17 protein-coding genes are annotated in these 17,567 nt (G+C 74.0%); 12 read left to right on the top strand and 5 right to left on the bottom strand.

Features of this window, described 5'->3' with window-relative positions:
• Positions 1 to 12: 12 nt before the first annotated feature.
• A complete protein-coding gene (locus DEI94_RS00260) occupies positions 13 to 1,311 on the bottom strand; it encodes an MFS transporter (RefSeq protein WP_111026554.1) in 1,299 nt (432 codons plus the stop codon).
• Between the two features lie 87 nt (positions 1,312 to 1,398).
• Between DEI94_RS00260 and DEI94_RS00265 the strand changes: the two genes are divergently transcribed.
• Positions 1,399 to 2,529, top strand: coding sequence for a LacI family DNA-binding transcriptional regulator (locus DEI94_RS00265; protein ID WP_111011960.1), 1,131 nt, complete (start codon positions 1,399 to 1,401; stop codon positions 2,527 to 2,529).
• Between the two features lie 122 nt (positions 2,530 to 2,651).
• Here DEI94_RS00265 and DEI94_RS00270 read toward each other — a convergent pair whose 3' ends face one another.
• Positions 2,652 to 3,992 carry an MATE family efflux transporter gene (locus tag DEI94_RS00270; RefSeq protein WP_111026555.1) on the bottom strand — a complete coding sequence of 447 codons (1,341 nt, stop codon included), beginning with the start codon at positions 3,990 to 3,992 and terminating at the stop codon, positions 2,652 to 2,654.
• Between the two features lie 83 nt (positions 3,993 to 4,075).
• Positions 4,076 to 5,503, bottom strand: a complete 1,428-nt coding sequence (locus tag DEI94_RS00275) for a uracil-xanthine permease family protein (protein WP_111026556.1) — start codon at positions 5,501 to 5,503, stop codon at positions 4,076 to 4,078.
• A gap of 69 nt (positions 5,504 to 5,572) precedes the next feature.
• Between DEI94_RS00275 and DEI94_RS00280 the strand changes: the two genes are divergently transcribed.
• The 3 genes from DEI94_RS00280 (at position 5,573) to DEI94_RS00290 (ending at position 8,971) form a co-directional block, all read left to right on the top strand.
• Positions 5,573 to 7,540, top strand: coding sequence for a M13 family metallopeptidase (locus DEI94_RS00280; protein WP_111026593.1), 1,968 nt, complete (start codon positions 5,573 to 5,575; stop codon positions 7,538 to 7,540).
• A 45-nt stretch (positions 7,541 to 7,585) separates the two neighbouring features.
• Positions 7,586 to 8,488, top strand: a complete 903-nt coding sequence (locus DEI94_RS00285) for a serine hydrolase (protein WP_111026557.1) — start codon at positions 7,586 to 7,588, stop codon at positions 8,486 to 8,488.
• Positions 8,489 to 8,677: 189 nt separating this feature from the next.
• A complete protein-coding gene (locus tag DEI94_RS00290; RefSeq protein ID WP_111010353.1) occupies positions 8,678 to 8,971 on the top strand; it encodes a hypothetical protein in 294 nt (97 codons plus the stop codon).
• A 12-nt stretch (positions 8,972 to 8,983) separates the two neighbouring features.
• Here the strand turns inward: DEI94_RS00290 and DEI94_RS00295 are convergent, their stop codons facing one another.
• Complete coding sequence (locus DEI94_RS00295; RefSeq protein WP_111026558.1) at positions 8,984 to 9,379, bottom strand: NUDIX hydrolase; 396 nt, start codon at positions 9,377 to 9,379, stop codon at positions 8,984 to 8,986.
• A 35-nt stretch (positions 9,380 to 9,414) separates the two neighbouring features.
• Positions 9,415 to 10,698 (bottom strand): glutamyl-tRNA reductase, encoded by a 1,284-nt coding sequence (locus DEI94_RS00300; protein WP_111026559.1) that lies wholly within the window; start codon positions 10,696 to 10,698, stop codon positions 9,415 to 9,417.
• 104 nt (positions 10,699 to 10,802) lie between these two features.
• On the opposite strand from DEI94_RS00300, the gene hemE reads away from it, so the two are divergent.
• The 8 genes from hemE to hemC all read left to right on the top strand — a co-directional run bounded on the left by hemE (position 10,803) and on the right by hemC (position 17,541).
• Positions 10,803 to 11,951 carry a uroporphyrinogen decarboxylase gene (gene hemE / locus DEI94_RS00305; RefSeq protein WP_258377997.1) on the top strand — a complete coding sequence of 383 codons (1,149 nt, stop codon included), beginning with the start codon at positions 10,803 to 10,805 and terminating at the stop codon, positions 11,949 to 11,951.
• Entirely contained in the window at positions 11,948 to 13,297 is a 1,350-nt protein-coding gene (locus DEI94_RS00310) for a protoporphyrinogen/coproporphyrinogen oxidase (protein ID WP_111026560.1), read from the top strand. Before hemE ends, DEI94_RS00310 begins: the two co-directional genes overlap by 4 nt.
• 97 nt (positions 13,298 to 13,394) lie before the next feature.
• Positions 13,395 to 13,655: a hypothetical protein gene (locus tag DEI94_RS00315; protein ID WP_111010349.1), complete on the top strand. Its 261-nt coding sequence runs from the start codon at positions 13,395 to 13,397 to the stop codon at positions 13,653 to 13,655.
• 52 nt (positions 13,656 to 13,707) lie between these two features.
• Positions 13,708 to 14,172, top strand: a complete 465-nt coding sequence (locus DEI94_RS00320; protein WP_111011966.1) for a phage holin family protein — start codon at positions 13,708 to 13,710, stop codon at positions 14,170 to 14,172.
• Between the two features lie 13 nt (positions 14,173 to 14,185).
• Positions 14,186 to 14,434, top strand: coding sequence for a hypothetical protein (locus DEI94_RS00325; RefSeq protein ID WP_111011967.1), 249 nt, complete (start codon positions 14,186 to 14,188; stop codon positions 14,432 to 14,434).
• Positions 14,435 to 14,585: 151 nt separating this feature from the next.
• A complete protein-coding gene (gene hemQ / locus DEI94_RS00330; protein WP_111026561.1) occupies positions 14,586 to 15,320 on the top strand; it encodes a hydrogen peroxide-dependent heme synthase in 735 nt (244 codons plus the stop codon).
• On the top strand, positions 15,317 to 16,570 hold the full coding sequence (locus DEI94_RS00335) for a ferrochelatase (protein ID WP_375342171.1): 1,254 nt from the start codon (positions 15,317 to 15,319) through the stop codon (positions 16,568 to 16,570). Before hemQ ends, DEI94_RS00335 begins: the two co-directional genes overlap by 4 nt.
• Positions 16,567 to 17,541, top strand: a complete 975-nt coding sequence (gene hemC, locus DEI94_RS00340) for a hydroxymethylbilane synthase (RefSeq protein ID WP_111026562.1) — start codon at positions 16,567 to 16,569, stop codon at positions 17,539 to 17,541. The genes DEI94_RS00335 and hemC overlap by 4 nt, the downstream gene beginning before the upstream one ends.
• Positions 17,542 to 17,567: the final 26 nt, after the last annotated feature.

Genomic DNA, 17,567 nt, shown 5'->3' on the forward strand with positions numbered 1-17,567 from the left:
CGACGAGCCTAGTCAGCGCCGGCCGACGTGTTCGTCCGTGTCGAACCGGTTCCTTCCGGTCGAACCGCCGGATGTGGGTGTTCCACCGGAAGGGCGCGGTTCGACCTGGGGGCGGGTGCGCTCGCGGGCGGCACCCGACGCGAGCCCCGCGAGGACGATGAACACGACCACGACGAGCAGGGCGTGCAGGAGCCCGAACTGCTTGCCGAGGAACCCGATCACGGGCGGGCCGGCCAGGAACGCGACGTAGCCGATCGTGGCGACGGCGCTCACGCGGATGGCCGCGTTCCGCGGGTCGTCGGCGGCGGCGGACATCCCCATCGGGAACCCGAGCGACGCCCCGATGCCCCAGAGAACCACGCCGACGATCGCGAGGGGCACCGACGGCACGAGGATGAGCACGAGCAGGCCGACGAGGGCGAGCGCCGCACTGCCGCGGAGCACCGGCACCCGGCCGAACCGGTCGATCACGAACACACCACCCGCGCGACCCACCGTCATCGCCGCGACGAACACCGACAGCACGGCACTGCCCTCCGCGTTGGTCAGCCCGTGGCCGTCCACCATCGCGAGGGGCAGCCAGTCGTTCGCGGCGCCCTCGGCCAGGGCCATCCCGAGCACGATGAGCCCGATGAGGATCGTGGCCGGTGACGCCCACACCTGCCAGCGGTTGAGGACGGCGACGGGCGAGGTGTCCGTCGACTCGGGGTGGGGCTCGGCACGCTCGTCGCGGAGTCGAGTGACGGCGACGACCATGCCGATGCTCGCGAGGACGCCGATGCTGCCGATGTGGATCCACACGGGGACGTCCGCGGCCTCGGCGGCGGCGCCGAGTGTCGCCCCGAGGAGGGTCCCGACGCTGAACGCGGCGTGGAACAACGGCATGACGCTCCGCCCGCCGGCACGTTCGGCGCTGGCCCCGGAGACGTTCATCGACACGTCGCACAGACCGTTGCCGAACCCGAACGCAGTGAGGCAGCCCCAGATCGCCCAGAACCCCCAGCCGGCCGAGACGGCGATCGACGCGCTCACCATGCCGACGACGAGCAGGACCGCGGCGACCTGGATCCCGCGTCGTGCCCCGAGCCGGGCGACGATGTGGCTCGCCGCGGACAGCCCCACGATGGAGCCGACCGACATGCCGAGCACGAGCAGCCCCATCTCGGACGTCGAGGCGTGCAGCGAGTCGCGGACGCTCGGGACCCGTCCGAGCCAGGTGGCCATGTCGAGGCCGGAGAGGGTGAACACGACGAACACGGCGTTGCGCCAGGTCCGCGTGCCCGGGGTCCGGGTGCTCGTCGGCGTGGTCACGCGGCCTCCTCGTCGTCGATCCGGCGCGGGCGGTCATTCGTCGCTCGAATCGATTCGACCCAGGATCGGTCGTTACGCTACCGAGCCATGGACAACGCGGCAAGGGAGACCGGCGCGTCGGACGTGGGCACCGCCTCCAGGCCGCGTGGTGACGCCCGACGGCCGACGCTCGCCGCCGTCGCGCGCGCGGCGGGGGTGGCACCGTCGACCGCCTCGCTCGCGTTCAGCGGTGCCGGTCCGGTCGCCGCGGAGACGAAGGAGCGCGTGCTCGCCGTCGCGGCCGAGCTCGGGTACGACGGCCCGGACCCTCGCGCACGATCGCTCCGCCGCGGCCGGTCCGGGGTGGTCGGCGTCGTGCTCGACGACCGCCTCAGCGACGCCTTCCGCGACCCGGTGAACGTACAGACCCTCGACGGGATCGCCGAGGTCGCCGGTGCCGCGGGCGCCTCGTTGCTGCTCGTGCGGAGCCCGCTCGACGGCGCGGAGGGGTTCGGGCCGCTCGTCGACGCCCCCATGGACGCGGTCGTGCTCATCGGCTGCAACGTCCGGATCGACGCCGCGGTCGCGGTCCTCCGGCGACGCGAGATCCCCGTCGTCGCGGTCGAGGCCGAGCACATCGCCGGTGCCGTGCCGATCATGCTCGACAACCGGGACGCGTCACGGCGGGGTGCGGAGTACCTCCGCGACCTCGGCCACACCGACGTCGCCGTCGTCGCGCTGCCGATCGACCCGGACCGCACCCGCGGGCCGCTCACGCCCGAGCTCGCCGGCCGGGCGACGTCGTTCATCGCCCTCGAGCGCCTCCGCGGCGTGCACGAGGTGTTCCCCGACGCCGCCGCCGTCGTCGCGGGCGGCAGCGCGGTCGAGGAGGGCCGCCTCGCCGGGGCGACCCTGTTCGCGGGACCGTCCCGGCCGACCGCCGTCGTCGCACAGAGCGACCTGCTCGCCGTCGGGGTCATCGTCGCGGCGCTCGACGCGGGGCTCCGCGTGCCGCAGGACGTCAGCGTGGTCGGGTTCGACGGCATCCGGATCGACGACAGCCTGCTGCACCGCTCGCCCGTCCAGACCCTGACGACACTCGTGCAGCCCGCCGTGCAGAAGGGTCAGGCCGCCGCGCGGGCCGCGCTGGCGATGCTCGAGGGCGAGGAGCCCGAGCCCGCGGCCTTCCGGAGCGAGCTGCGCGTCGGGGACACCGTCGGGCCGCCGCCGGTGCACTGAGCCGGGACACGGTCGGGCCGCCGCCGCTGCGCTGAGCCGCGCCGCTGCGTGAGCCGCGCCGCTGCGTGGGCCGCGCCGCTGCGTGAGCCCCGCCGCGAGGCCGTGCCGGGCCGCTCCCGCGGTCAGGACGCCATCGCGCGCCGGATCCACCCCGGCCGGTGCGCCCGCACGCCGAGCGTGATCGCCCGGATGCCGATGTACCCGAACGAGAACGCTGCCCAGAGCGGCACGGGACCGGCGTGGATGCCGCCGGGAGGCGCCGCGTCGGCCCCGTGGGACCCGGCCCCCTGCGACACCACCCACAGCAGCGGCAGGTACACGACCAGGTTCACGAGCCCCGCCAGCGCCAGGTACCGCGCGTCGCCGGCACCGATGAGCACGCCGTCGAGCACGAACACGTACCCCGCCACCGGCAGCCCGATCGCGGTCACCACGAGCAGCGCGGGCAGCAGGGACCGGACGGTCGCCGCGTCCGAGAACACCGGCCCGAGCACCCCGCTCAGCGCGGCCGTGAGCAGCCCGAGCAGCACCCCGCCCGCGACGCCGAGCACCACGAGGCGGGTCGTCACGAGCCGGACCCGGTCCGCCTGCCGTGCTCCGAGCGCGTGCCCGACCAGGGCCTGGCCGGCGATCGCCAGGGCGTCGAGCGCGAACGCCAGGGTCGAGAACACCGTGAGGGCCACCTGCGTCGTCGCGAGTCCGGCGACCCCCAGCCCCGCGGCGACCGACACCGTCGCGAGCATCGCCACCCGGAGCGACGCCGTCCGGAGGAACAGCCACGCGCCGGAGCGGAGCGCCCGCACGACGCCGGAGACCCCGGGGCGCAGCGACGCGCCGGTGGAACGGGCCCCCCGGACCGCGATCACGACGTACACGGCCGCCATCGCCCACTGGACGACCACGGTCCCGAGCGCGGAGCCGGTCACCCCCATCCCCGCCCCGTAGATGAGCACCGCGTTCAGCCCGCCGTTCACGACGAACCCCACCGTGGCCACGACCAACGGCGTGCGCGTGTCCTGGAGGCCCCGCAGCAGCCCGGTGGACGCCGTCACCACCAGGATCCCCGGGAGCCCGACGAGCGACACGAGCAGGTAGGTCGTCGCGGTGTCCGAGACGCTGGCCTGCGCGCCGAACAGCGCCACGAGCGGTCGGGCGAGCGGCCACCCGAGGAGCGCCAGGACGACCCCGAGTCCGAGCGCGAGCCACATGCCGTCGAGGCCGGCGTGCACGGCGCCCCGGCGGTCGCCGGCTCCGAGCGCGCGGGCGACCGCCGGCGTCGTCGAGTACGCCAGGAACACGAGCAGCCCGGTGGCCGTCTGCAGCACGCTCGACGCCAGTCCCACCGCTGCCAGGGGCGTCGCGCCGAGGTGCCCGACGAGCGCCGTGTCGGTCACGAGGAACAGCGGCTCGACGACGAGCGCGCCGAGGGCCGGCAGCGCCAGCCGGACGATGTCGCGGTCCACCCGGGAGGCGCGGCCCCGCCCGCCCCGTGGCGGACGTCCCGGGGTGGCCGAGCGGGCGGTGTCCTCGGGGCCGGGGTCCGGCGTCACCGCCGGTCGGTCGGCGTGTTCCGCGCGGTCGGCGCGGTCGCGGGTCCGCTCTCGGTGCCGGTGCCGGTGCCGGTGCCGGTGCCGGTGGGGACACCGAGTCCGTCCCGCGGACCGGTGTCGGGCCTCCCGATCGTGTCGGCGACGTCGGCGGCGCCCACCGCGTCCGTCCCGCGTGCCCGACCGATCAGGTCCATGAGGTGGTAGACGACGATCGCGGCGACGGTGCCGATGACGATGCCGCCGAAGGTCGCGCCGCCCACTCCGAACGTGAAGTCCGCGATGCCCATGACGAGCGCGATGCCCGCCGTGAGCTGGTTCTTCGGCCGGGCGAAGTCGACGCGGTTCTCGACCCAGATGCGGATGCCGATGATGCCGATCAAGCCGTAGAGCGCGGTCGTCGCGCCACCGAGCACCCCGGTCGGGACGGTCGCGATGACGGCGCCGATCTTCGGCGACAGCCCGAGCAGGACCGCCACGATCCCCGCGACCCAGTACGCCGCCGTCGAGAACACGCGCGTCGCGGCCATGACGCCGATGTTCTCGCCGTACGTGGTCGTGGCCGAGCCGCCGCCGAGCCCCGCGATGACGGTCGCGACGCCGTCGGCGAGGAGCGCACGCCCCGTCAGCGGGGTGAGGTCCCGTTCGGTGAGCTGCCCCACGCCCTTGACGTGCCCCACGTTCTCGGCGATCAGGGCGAGCACGACCGGGAGGAACCCGAGGTACACGGCGAGGTGCCCGCCGTCGAAGCGCGGCGCGGTGAACGTCGGGAGGCCCACCCACGCGGCCCGCGCGACCGCCGAGTAGTCGATCTGGCCCGCCAGGACCGCGGCGACGTACCCGACGACCACCCCGACGACGATCGAGAGCCGGCCGATCATGCCCCGGAACAGGACCGTGCACAGCACGATCGCCGCCAGGGTGACGAGCCCGATGACGGGGGACTTCGTGAAGTCCGCCTTCGCCGTCGGGGCGAGGTTGAACCCGATGAGCGCCACGATCGCCCCGCTGACGACGGGTGGCATGAGGACGTCGATCCACCGCGAGCCCGCGAGGTGCACCACGACCCCGACCACGGCGAGCAGCGCACCGACGAGCACGATGCCGGACAGGGCCACCGGGATGCCCCCGACCTTGGTCGCCGCGGCGATCGGGGCGAGGAACGCGAAGGAGGACCCGAGGTAGCTCGGCAGCCGGTTGCGCGTCACCACGAGGAACAGCAGCGTGCCGATGCCGCTGAACAGCAGGGTGGTCGACGGCGGGAACCCGGTGATGAGCGGGACGAGGAACGTCGCACCGAACATCGCCACGACGTGCTGGACGCCGAGGCCGACCGTCCGACCCCAGCTGAGGCGTTCCTCGGGGGCGACGATGGTGGTGGCGGAGACCGTCCGGCCGTCCCCGTGGAGCGTCCAGGGAAGGGGCATGGCCGAACCCTACCGGGGCCGGGCCGCAGCCCGGGGGAACGCCATGGGATCGTGGCTATGGTGGTCGGCATGACTGCCGAGCGCGAGCGCCCCTCCGGGATCCAGACCGACGACATCGACGCGACGGTCCGGCCGCAGGACGACCTCTACCGGTACGTCAACGGGCGGTGGATCGCCGACACCCCGATCCCGGACGACAAGGCGCGGTACGGCTCGTTCACCGTGCTCGCCGAGGCGGCGGAGGAAGCCGTCCGCTCCATCATCGAGCGGTCGCAGCAGGCCCTTCCGGGGACCGAGGCCCGCAAGGTCGGCGACCTCTACACGAGCTTCATGGACGAGCAGGCGCTCGAGGTCCTCGGCAGCGGCCCCATCGACCCCCTGCTCGGCGAGATCGACCTCGTGCAGGACGTCTCGGACGTGCTGCGACTCGTCGGCCGGTTCGAGCGCCTCGGGGTCTCGAGCTTCGTGCAGCTGTTCGTCGACAACGACCCGGGTGACCCCGAGGCCTACGTCGTGTTCCTGGAGCAGGGCGGGCTCGGGCTGCCGGACGAGTCCTACTACCGCGAGGACCGGTTCGAGGACATCCGCGGTCGCTACCGCGAGTTCGTCGGGGCCATGTTCCCGCTCGCCGGTTTCGACGAGGGCGCGATCCGCACCCAGAACGTCATCGACCTCGAGACCGCGCTCGCTGCGTCCCACTGGGACAACGTGACCACGCGGGACAGCCAGAAGACCTACAACCGCATGACCTGGGCCGAGGCCGAGGCGCTCGCCGAGGGTGTCCGGCTGTCCGAGTGGGCCGAGGCCGTCGGCGCGCCGGTCGGCGTGTTCGACACGGTGGTCGTCCGCGAGCCGGGCTTCCTGACCGGGCTGGCGCACGAGCTCCGCACGCGGCCCATCGGCGCGTGGAAGGACTGGCTGCGCTGGCAGGTCATCCGGTCCTCGGCGCCCTACCTGACCACGGCGTTCTCGGCCACGAGCTTCTCGTTCTACGGCACCGCACTCACCGGCGCGCCGAAGCAGCGCGACCGCTGGAAGCGCGGTGTCTCGCTCGTCGAGGGCGCGATGGGTGAGGCCGTCGGCAAGATCTACGTGCAGGAGCACTTCGACGAGACCGCGAAGGCCGCCATGGACGCCCTCGTCGCGAACCTCGTCGAGGCGTACCGGCAGAGCATCACGGGCCTCGACTGGATGACCGACGAGACCCGGCAGCGTGCGCTCGACAAGCTCGCCAAGTTCACGCCGAAGATCGGCTACCCCGTCCGGTGGCGCGACTACTCGGCGCTCCAGGTGACGCCGGACGACCTGCTCGGGAACGTCCGCGCCGTCGCGTCGTTCAACGTCGACCGCGAGCTCGGCAAGATCGGCAGGCCGATCGACCGCGACGAGTGGTTCATGACGCCGCAGACGATCAACGCCTACTACAACCCCGGGTTCAACGAGATCGTGTTCCCCGCGGCGATCCTGCAGTTCCCGTTCTTCGACCAGCAGCGCGACGCCGCGGCGAACTACGGGGCCATCGGCGCCGTCATCGGACACGAGATCGGACACGGGTTCGACGACCAGGGCTCGCAGTACGACGGCGACGGACGCCTCCGCAACTGGTGGACGGAGGCCGACCGCGCCGCGTTCGAGGAGCGCACGAAGGCCCTCATCGCGCAGTACGACGCGCTCGTGCCGACCGAGGTCCCGGACGGCCACGTCAACGGTGCGCTGACGATCGGCGAGAACATCGGTGACCTCGGCGGACTCGCGATCGCGTGGAAGGCCTACCTCATCTCGCTCGACGGCCAGGAGCCCCCGGTGATCGACGGCATGGCGGGTGCCCAGCGGTTCTTCCTCAGCTGGGCCCAGTCGTGGCGGATGGCGATCCGCCCGGAAGAGGCCGCGCGCCTGCTCAGCATCGACCCGCACTCCCCGAACGAGTTCCGCTGCAACCAGATCGTGCGGAACATCGACGAGTTCGCGGCGGCCTTCGGGGTCACCGAGGGCGACGCCCTGTACCTCGCTCCGGAGCAGCGCGTCGCCATCTGGTGACGAGCCGCGACCGGTCAACCCCGTCCCGAGGAGCGTGTGGGCCCAGTGGTCGAACGCGACGTGTCGCCACGGCGGCACCAGGCACGGTCGCGTGCCGCGGGGCGGCACCGCGGTGACGTCGAGGCCGCCTTCGCCGCGACGGTCGACGCGCTCGGGTCACTCGCGTACGACGGAGCCCGCGTCAGTGCGTCGGTGATCGACACGACGACGGGGCGCGCCCTGCTCGCGGTCGACGAGCGGGTGGTGCTCCCGGTCGCCGGGGTGGGGAGGCTCCTCCTGCTCATCGAGGTCGCGGCCCAGCTCGAGGAGGGCCGGCTCCACGGCGACCGGCTCCAGCGCATGGCCAGGGACACCGCCGGCGGCCCTGGGCTGTGGCAGTTCCTCCAGGAGCCCACGCTGCAGGTCCCCGACCTCGCGACCCTCGTCGGGGCGACCGCCGACGCCTGGGCGACGAACGCGCTGCTCTCCACCGTCGGCATCGAGGCCGTCCGGCTCCGCGCCGAGTCCCTCGGCGTCGACCGCAGCGCCGTGCTCGACCGCGTGCGCGACCGGCGTGGCCCGGACGACGCACCCGACCAGGCCGTCGCCGCCGCGGCGGAGCTCAGCTGGCTCATGCGGGGTCTGGCGCTCGGCGAGGTCGTCGACGAGGCGACGAGCAACCGCGTGCTCGGCTGGGTGTCGCTCGGGATGGACACCACCCTCGTCGCCGGGGCCTTCGGGCTCGACCCGTTGGCGCACCGCGGGCTCGACCACGGCCTCCAGCTCGTCGCGGTGACCGGGACCGGGCCGGGCATCCGCAGCGAGACCGGGGTGCTGCGCGGGCCGTCCTCGTCCGTCAGCTACGCCGTGACCGTCGGGTTCGAGGACGACTCCCTGCAGCGGCGACTCGCGGTCGTGGAGGCGCTCCGCACGATGGGCGCGGACATCCTCGACCACGTCCACGCCTGACGAAGCAGTCGTCGTTCGACAGCGGCACCGTCGAGACAGGGCGGAGAGGGTGGGGCCGCTGGTGCGCCGCGGAGGCCGGGACCAGGCGGGAGGGGGAGACTGGCACCGACCGGACGCGGTGCCGACGACGACGCCGGACGGTGACCACGGCCGCCCGTGCGAGACGGACGGCCAGGAGGGCGGTTCCCGATGGCTGGCAAGCACGAGCAGACCCGGAACGACGACGGCGGACGCGAGGACGGCCCCGCGGTCGTCGCGGGCGAGTACGTCGACTCCGACATCCCGGGCGAGCAGCCACAGGCCGACGCCGAGCCGGTGGGGGAGTACGTGAGCAGCGACGTCCCCGGCGAGCTGCGGGTGGGCGACACCGACCCCGCGGGCGAGTACGACGACTCCGAGATCCCCGGCGAACCCCGGATCCGGACCGAGGAGCCCATCGGCGCCTACGACGACGCGGACGTCCCGGAGGACCGCGGGGCGTGACTCGCGCCGCCCTCAGTCGACCAGGTCGGCCTCGACCATGCGGCGGAGTGTCTCGACCCCGGCGGGCGGACACCGGTGTGCGTCGGCGGAGGTCACCCAGTCGACGGCGTCCACCTCGGCCGACGGCACGGGCTCCTGGCCGACGAGGGCGGACGGCGCGACGAGGAACAGGTCCATGGCGACGCGTGTGCCCGGCGCCTGGCCGTGTGCGTCCTCGGTGACCGTGCCGAACGGCTGGCAGTCGGCGGGCGTGAGGCCGAGCGCGGTCTCCTCACGGGCCTCCCGGACGGCGGCGTCGACGGGCGTCTCGCCCGGTTCCACCTTGCCGCCGGGCAGGTACAGGACGTCGCGACCGCGCGACCGCACCATGAGCACACGGCGGTCGCGGACCACGAGCACCGCGCTCACGCGCAGCGTCCGGGAGGCCGTGCCCGGGTCGGTCGTCAGGACGCGTCCGCCGCGTGGTCGCCGAGGTCGCGGGCGCGCTCGCTCAACGGCACGACGGGCGCCGCCGGTGCCTCGGGCTCGATGCCGAAGAGCGCGTCGACCGCGGCGGTGAAGTCCTCGGCACGGCCCTGCCGACCGAGGTCGCGTGCGCGGACGGACGGGCGGTGCAGGAGCACGCCAGCCAGGTGTCGGAGGGCCTGCTCGGTGCGGTCGGACGAATCGCCGCGGTCCCGGGCGCGGGCGATCTCGGCGTCGAGGACGTCGAACACGTGCTTGCGGAGCGCGACGAGCGCGGGGGTGGCGGACTGCTCGAGTGCCGCGGTGTGGAAGCGCGTGACGGCGTCGTCGACGATCGCGCGGGCCTCCGACTCGGCGTTCAGCTCGGACAGCGGCGCGTGCAGGCTGATGGTCTCGAGGTCGAGCAGCTCGACGCCGTCGACCGATGCGGCCGCCGGGTCGACGTTCCGCGGCAGCCCGAGGTCGATCACGAGCCGACGCCCGGGGTGGTCGAGGTCCGAGGCGTGGACGACGGGCACCTCGCTCGAGGTGCAGGTGATGACGACGTCGCTCGCCGCGGCCGTGCCCGCCAGGTCCGTGACGGGCACCAGGTCGTGCTTGGCGGCGAACACCGGAGCCCGCCCGGACGGCGAGTACACGGCGATGTCGGCGACGCCACGGTCGCGGAGGGCGGCGACCGTCGTGGCGGCGTACCGGCCCGTCCCGACGAGGAGCACGTGGGTGTCGGCCCAGTCCGTGACGCGGGACGACGCGAGCTCGAGCGCGAGACGGACGATGGAGCGACCGGCGGCGCCGATGCGCGTGCGCGTCTTGACGCCGCGCGAGGTGTGGGCGGCCTCTTGGAAGAGCCGTTCGAGGTCCGACGTCGTGGTGCCGGCGGCACGGGCGCCCTCGAGCGCGCGACGCACCTGACCCGAGATCTCGGTCTCGCCGACGACGACGGACTCGAGACCGCTCGAGACGGCGAAGAGGTGGTGGACGACGTCGGCGCGGTCGAGCACGCGGACGGAGGCGCGGACGTCGTCGGCGGCGAGGTCGCTGGCGGCGCTCACCGCGTCGATCGTGGCCGCGACGGCGGAGTCGCGGTCGCCCGCGACGTCGAGGTAGGCCTCGAACCGGTTGCACGTCGCCAGGACCACGGCGCCGTCGAGGACGTCCGATCCGCTCACGAGACCGTCCGCGGCAGCCGGTGCTCCGATGCTCAGTCGCTCCAGGAGGTCGAAGCTGGCGTTGCGATGCGACGCCGTGAGACAGATGAGCACGTACTCGATGGTACCGCGGCGCGCCGACGGCCGGGGTCAGCGGGGGTCCCCCGGGCTGAGGACACGGCAAGGTGTGCACGGCGAGCGGGTGGGAGACTGGGCGCGTGATCGACTCCACGACCGTCGCGTTGCCCCCGACGCACCCGCTCGCCGACGGCCGGACCGCGGATGCCCCGCTCGTCCGGGCGCTCCGCGGGGACCGCCCCGAGCGCCTGCCGGTGTGGTTCATGCGGCAGGCCGGGCGGTCGCTGCCCGAGTACCGGGAGCTCCGTGTCGGCACCGCGATGCTCGACGCCTGCCTCGACCCGGCGATGGCGTCCGAGATCACCCTGCAGCCGGTCCGGCGCCACGGCGTCGACGCGGGCATCTTCTTCAGCGACATCGTCGTCCCGATCAAGCTCGCGGGCGTCGACGTCGACATCGTCCCCGGGCGGGGTCCGGTGCTCGGCCGGCCGATCCGCACCGCGGCGGACGTCGCGGCGCTCGAGTCCCTCGACCCGAGTGCCCTCACCCCGATCGCGGAGGCCGTGGCCCGGACCGTCGCGGAGCTCGGCACGACGCCGCTCATCGGGTTCGCCGGGGCCCCCTTCACGCTCGCCGCCTACCTCGTCGAGGGCGGCCCGAGCAAGGACCACATCCGTGCACGGACCCTCATGCACGCCGACCCCGAGACCTGGGACCGCCTGCTCGGATGGGCAGCGGACGTCTCGGGGGTGTTCCTCCGCGCGCAGGTGCTCGCCGGCGCGTCCGCGGCGCAGCTGTTCGACTCCTGGGTCGGGTCGCTGTCCCGCGCCGACTACACGGCGCGGGTCGCGCCGCACTCCGCGCGGGCCCTGGCGCACGTGGCCGACCTCGGTGTGCCGACGATCCACTTCGGTGTCGGCAGTGGCGAGGTGCTCGCCGACATGGCGGCCGTCGGGGCCGATGCGGTCGGCGTCGACTGGCGGATCCCCCTCGACGACGCCGCGCGCCGCGTGGCCGACGCCGACGTGACCCTGCAGGGCAACATCGACCCCGCGATGCTCGCCGCGCCGTGGCCGGTGCTCGAGGCCCACGTGCGGGACGTCGTGGCGCGCGGTGGTGCCGCGCGTGCGCACGTCGTGAACCTCGGGCACGGCGTGCCACCCGAGACGGACCCCACGGTGCTGACGCGCGTCGTCGGCCTCGTGCACGACCTCGGCGACGGCCGCGCAACCGGCGACGGCCGCACGACCGGTGCCGGCCGCAGCGCGCACGAGGGGCTCGGCGCATGACCGCCGTCGTGGTGGTCGGCGGCGGCGTGGGCGGCCTCGTCGCCGCGCGTGACCTCGCCAAGGGCGGCGCCGACGTGGTGCTCGTCGAGGCGTCCGACCGGCTCGGCGGGATCGTCGACCGGCACACGGTGGCGGGCATCGAGCTCGACCTCGGCGCGGAGTCGTTCGCGACCCGCGGGGACACCGTCGGCACGCTGGCGATCGAGCTCGGCCTCGGCAACGAGATCGTGACCCCGGACCCCCGCGGTGCCTGGCTCATGACGCGTGACGGACGGGTGGCACCGCTCCCGCAGGCGGGCCTCCTCGGGATCCCGGGGAGCCCGACGGCGGCGGACGTCATCGCGGTCGTGGGCACGTCGGGGGCCCTGCGCGCGCAGATGGACTCGCTGCTGCCCGGACCGGTGGGCGCGAAGGCCCGGACGCTCGGCGAGCTCGTGCGCCGACGCATGGGGGACCGCGTCCTCGACGACCTCGTCGTGCCGGTCGCGGCGGGGGTGCACTCGACCCACCCGGACGAGCTCGACCTCGACCGCGTCGCGCCGGGCCTCCGCGCCGCCCTCCTGCGCGAGGGGTCGCTCGGCCGGGCGGTCCTGGCGCAGCGGGCCAAGGCGCCGGCGGGGTCGGCGGTCGCGGGGATCCGTGGTGGCATCGCCCGGCTCGTCGACGAGCTCGTGGCGGACCTCGACACGTACGGGGTCGACGTCCGTCTCGGAACCCGCGCCGTCCGGATCGACCGCACGGCGGTGGACGTCGTCCCCGTCGACGACGGGAGCGGCACGGGACGCCCGGGTCCGGCCGAGCGGCTGGTGGCGGACCACGTCATCGCGGACGTCGCGGACCCGTCCCGGCTCGTCGGCCAGCGGGACGCGGCGATCGAACTCGTCACCCTCGTGGTGGACCAGCCGGACCTCGACGCGGCGCCCCGCGGCACCGGGATGCTCGTGCACCCGGACGCCGAGCGCGTGCGGGCGAAGGCGATCACGCACGCGACCGTCAAGTGGCCCTGGCTCGCCGAGCGCGCGGGCGGACGGCACGTCCTCCGGCTCAGCTACGCGCTGTCCGCGCGCGACGGGGCGGACGCCATCGGTGTCGGCACGAGCCTGGCGGTGGACCCGGACAGCGCCGTCGCCGAGACCGCCACCGCGGACGCCGCCGCGCTGCTCGGGGTGCCGATCGACGCGGGCGTCGTGATCGGCGCCGCCCGGGTCCGCTGGCGTGCTCCGGACACCGAGCCGGCCGGCCTCGCCGAGGGTGTGCTCGGCGTCGGCGAGGCGAGCGTCGGCCGGGGTCTGGCCGGTGTCGTCGCGACGAGCAGGTCGGTGGCCGCCGGCATCCTCGACGCCTGACCGAACCGGCAGGGCGGCCGGGGGCTACTGTGGGCGGAGTCCCGTCCGTTCGCCGATGCATACCGCTCGGCGCATGCCACAACCGAGAGGTCCCAACATGCGAGGCAGACTGATCTTCCTGACCGGCGTCGGAGTCGGCTACGTGCTCGGCGCCCGCGCCGGACGTGCGCGGTACGAGCAGATCCGCTCGGCGACCACGCGCGTCTGGAACAGCGACGGCGTGCAGAAGCAGGTGCACACCATCGAGGACTTCATCGCCGACCGGACGCCCGACGTCGCGGACTTCATCGGTGAGACCACGAAGAAGGTCGTGCGCAAGGCCGGGCCCAAGGGCTCGGGCGGCTCCTCGGAGTCCTGACCGTCCGAACGGCCGAGGCACCGTGACCCCGGTGCCGGAAGGAGCAAGCACGATGTCCGATACCCGAAGCGGTGAACGCCGCTCGCGGTCGTTGTTCGGCCTGGTCAGCGACGTCCCGCGGCTGGTCCGCGAACTCGTCAGGGGCGAGCTCGCGCTGCTCAAGGCGGAGATGCTCCAGAAGGCGAAGATCTTCGCCTTCGCGGCGGCGTTCCTCATCGTCGCGGTCGTGATCCTGTTCTACGCGATCGGCGTGTTCCTGACGGCGGCGGTCCTCGGTCTCGCCACGGTGATGCCGGGCTGGCTCGCGGCGATCATCGTCGCGGTCGTGCTGCTCATCATCGCCGCGGTCCTCGGACTGCTGGGGTACCGCCGGATCAAGACCGGCCTCCCGCCGCTGCCGGCGCGCACGATCCAGAGCGTGAAGAACGACGTCAACGCCGTCCGCGGCATGGGCCGCAAGCCGAAGCCGCCGGTGCAGCAGAGCAGCCGCCGGCCGGACGTCGACGGCACCTTCTGAGACGGGACGACCAGTGAGCGACACCCACGACAACGGACCCGACTTCGCCGCGCTCGACCGCCGCGTGGCGGCCACCCGCGCGCAGCTGTTCGACACCCTCGACGCGATCGAGGACTGGTTCGACGTGCCGAAGCAGCTCGGCGTGGCGGTGCACCGCACGCGGCAGGGGTTCGAGGACCACCCCGTGCCCTACCTGGCAGCGTTCGCAGGGGGCGCCCTGGTCGTCGGGGGTATCGTCGTCTCGGTGATCCGCCGCCGGTAGGCACCGGCCGGGGTCACCCGCCCCACACGGCCCGCGCCCGGGCAGCGTGCGCCACCGCGACAGCAGCGGTGAGCGATACGTGGAGCAGTGCGCTGGGTGTGCGGCAACGGAGCCGAGGCGACCACCATCCGACCGAAGGACAATGGATCCCATGAGTTCCAGCGCGCCCGCGCACAGCACCGAACCCTCCGCCTCGCCGTCCGACTCCGGCATCGACGAGACCCTCCTGACCGCCTACACGCTGTGGGCGGTCTTCCGGCGTCCGGTGGGCGCCGTCGCTCCCTTCGCGGCGGACGCCGTGCCGGAGCTCGACGCCGCGGTCGCGCGGGCGGCCGAGCACGGCGTCACCGTGCGCGGCTTCTACGATGTCTCCGGGTTCCGCGCCGACGCCGACCTCATGGTGTGGCTGCACGGCGACGACGCCCAGGCGATCCAGGCCGCGCTCCGCGACCTCCGCCGCACGGCACTCCTGGTGGAGGCCGCTCCCGTGTGGCACGCGATGGGCATGCACCGCGACGCCGAGTTCAACAAGCGGCACACGCCGGCGTTCCTGCGCGGCAAGGACCCGGAGGCCTGGCTGACGGTCTACCCGTTCGTGCGGTCCTACGAGTGGTACCTCCTGCCCGAGGAGGACCGCCGCCAGATGCTCGCGGACCACGGCCGGCAGGGGGCGAAGTTCCGCCGCGTGCTCACGAACACGGTCGCGAGCTTCGCGCTCGGCGACTACGAGTGGATCCTGCCGCTCGAGTCCCCCGAGCTCGTCGACCTCGTCGACCTCATGCGGGACCTCCGGTACACGGAGGCCCGGCGCCACGTGCGCGAGGAGGTCCCGTTCTTCACGGGCCGCCGCATCGAAACCACCGAACTCCCGGAGGTCCTGTCGTGACCGAGATCACCGACACCCCCAGCGCGACCGGCATCACGAACGGTCAGGCCGTCCTGGCGGCCACGCCGGCCGCCGCGGGCGGCCCGGAGCACGTGAGCGAACCGACCGCGTACGACGCGATCCTCCTCGCCGGGTTCGGCGGACCGGAGGGACAAGAGGACGTCATCCCGTTCCTCCGGAACGTCACGCGCGGGCGCGGGATCCCGGACGAGCGGCTCGAGGAGGTCGCGCACCACTACCGGCACTTCGGCGGTGTGAGCCCGATCAACGCGCAGAACCGCGCGCTCAAGGCCGCGCTCGAGGCCGAGCTGGCCCGGCGGGGGATCGACCTGCCGGTGCTCTGGGGCAACCGGAACTGGGCGCCCTACCTCGAGGACGCCGTCCAGGAGGCCGCCGCCGAGGGCGCCACGAACCTCATCGCGATCGCCACGAGCGCCTACAGCTCCTACTCGAGCTGCCGGCAGTACCGCGAGGACTTCGCGCGCGTGCTCGATGCGACGGAGCTCATGGACACCGTGCGGATCGACAAGGTGCGCCAGTTCTTCGACCACCCCGGGTTCGTCCGGCCGTTCGTCGACGGCGTCCGCGACGGCATCGCACGGGCGATCGCCGAGAACGAGGGCCTCGACGTCGGGACGGAACTCCGGGTGCTCTTCTCGACGCACTCGATCCCGTCGAGCGACGCGGCACGCTCCGGCCCCGACTTCCGGGGCTTCGGGGAGCACGGCGCGTACGAGGCGCAGCACGAGGCCGTGGCCGAGGTCGTCCTCGACGCCGCATGGGCCGAGCTCCTCGCGTCGCCCGAGGGCGCCGCGCTCCAGGGCTCGTCGAAGCCCGCCTGGAAACTCGTCTACCAGTCACGGTCGGGGCCGCCGAGCATGCCGTGGCTCGAGCCGGACATCAACGACTACATGAACGAGGAGCTCGCGGGCGGTCCCACCCGTGCCGTGCTCATCGTCCCGCTCGGCTTCGTCAGCGACCACATGGAGGTCATGTGGGACCTCGACGAGGAGGCCACGGAGACGGCGCAGGAGCTCGGCTTCTGGTCGATCCGGACGCCCACGCCGGGGGTCGACCCCGCGTACGTCGCCGGTCTCGTCGACCTCGTGCTCGAGCGCGTGCAGGGCACCCCCGTCGCCGACCGCCCGCACCTCACCGACATCGGCCCCTGGTACGACGTCTGCCGCCCGGGGTGCTGTGAGAACGTGCGGGCCGGGTTCAAGCCGGCGGTCGCCGGGCTCGCGCCGTGAGCCCCGAGGCCGAGGCGGGACCCACCCCGATCCGCGTCGGGACCCGCGGCAGCGCGCTCGCGCTCGCGCAGTCGCAGGCCGCGGCCGCCGCGCTCGGCAAGGCGGCGGGTCGGCCCGTCGAGCTCGTCACCGTGCACAGCGAGGGCGACCGGACGAGTGAGTCCCTGGCGACCCTCGGTGGCACGGGCGTGTTCGCGTCCGCGCTCCGCGAGGCCCTGGTCGCCGGCGAGGTCGACGTCCTCGTCCACTCGCTCAAGGACCTGCCGGCAGCGCCGTACCCCGGGCTGCGGATCGGCGCGGTGCCCCGCCGTGCGGACGCCCGTGACGCCCTCTGCGCCCGCGACGGTCTGACGCTCGAGACCCTCCCCGAGGGCGCGCGGGTCGGCACGGGATCGCCGCGCCGGGCCGCGCAGCTCCGCCGTCGTCGCCCGGACGTCGAGATCGTCGACATCCGCGGGAACGTCGACACGCGCCTCGGCCGGGTCGGGGTCGACCTCGACGCGGTCATGCTGTCCGCCGCCGGCCTGGGGCGCCTCGGTCGTCTCGCCGACGCCACCGAGCTCATCGGCCTCGGCTTCTGGCCGACCGCGCCCGGGCAGGGCGCGCTGGCGATCGAGGTCCGTGGGGACCAGGGCGACCGCGCGCTCGAGCGGGGCCTCCGCGGCATCGAGCACGCGGAGTCCCGGCTCACGGTCACCGCCGAGCGCGAGGTCCTCGCCCGCCTCGAGGCCGGCTGCACCGCTCCGATCGGGGCGCACGCGGTCGTCGACGCGGAGCTCCTGCTCGTGAGCGCGACCGTGTACCGGCCCGACGGCACCGAGTACCGCACCGCCTCGCACGGCGCACACCTCGAGCCCGGCCCCGCGCACGAGCGCCTCGACGAGGCCCGCGACGTCGCCCGCCGGGTCGCCGAGGAACTCCTGGCGAACGGCGCCGCCGATCTCGCCGACTTCCACCTGAGCAGCGAGTAGGCACCGACCACGGCCAGCACGAGCGA

Origin of the sequence: Curtobacterium sp. MCBD17_040 (genome assembly GCF_003234805.2) — a bacterium.
Classification (GTDB): Bacteria; Actinomycetota; Actinomycetes; order Actinomycetales; family Microbacteriaceae; genus Curtobacterium.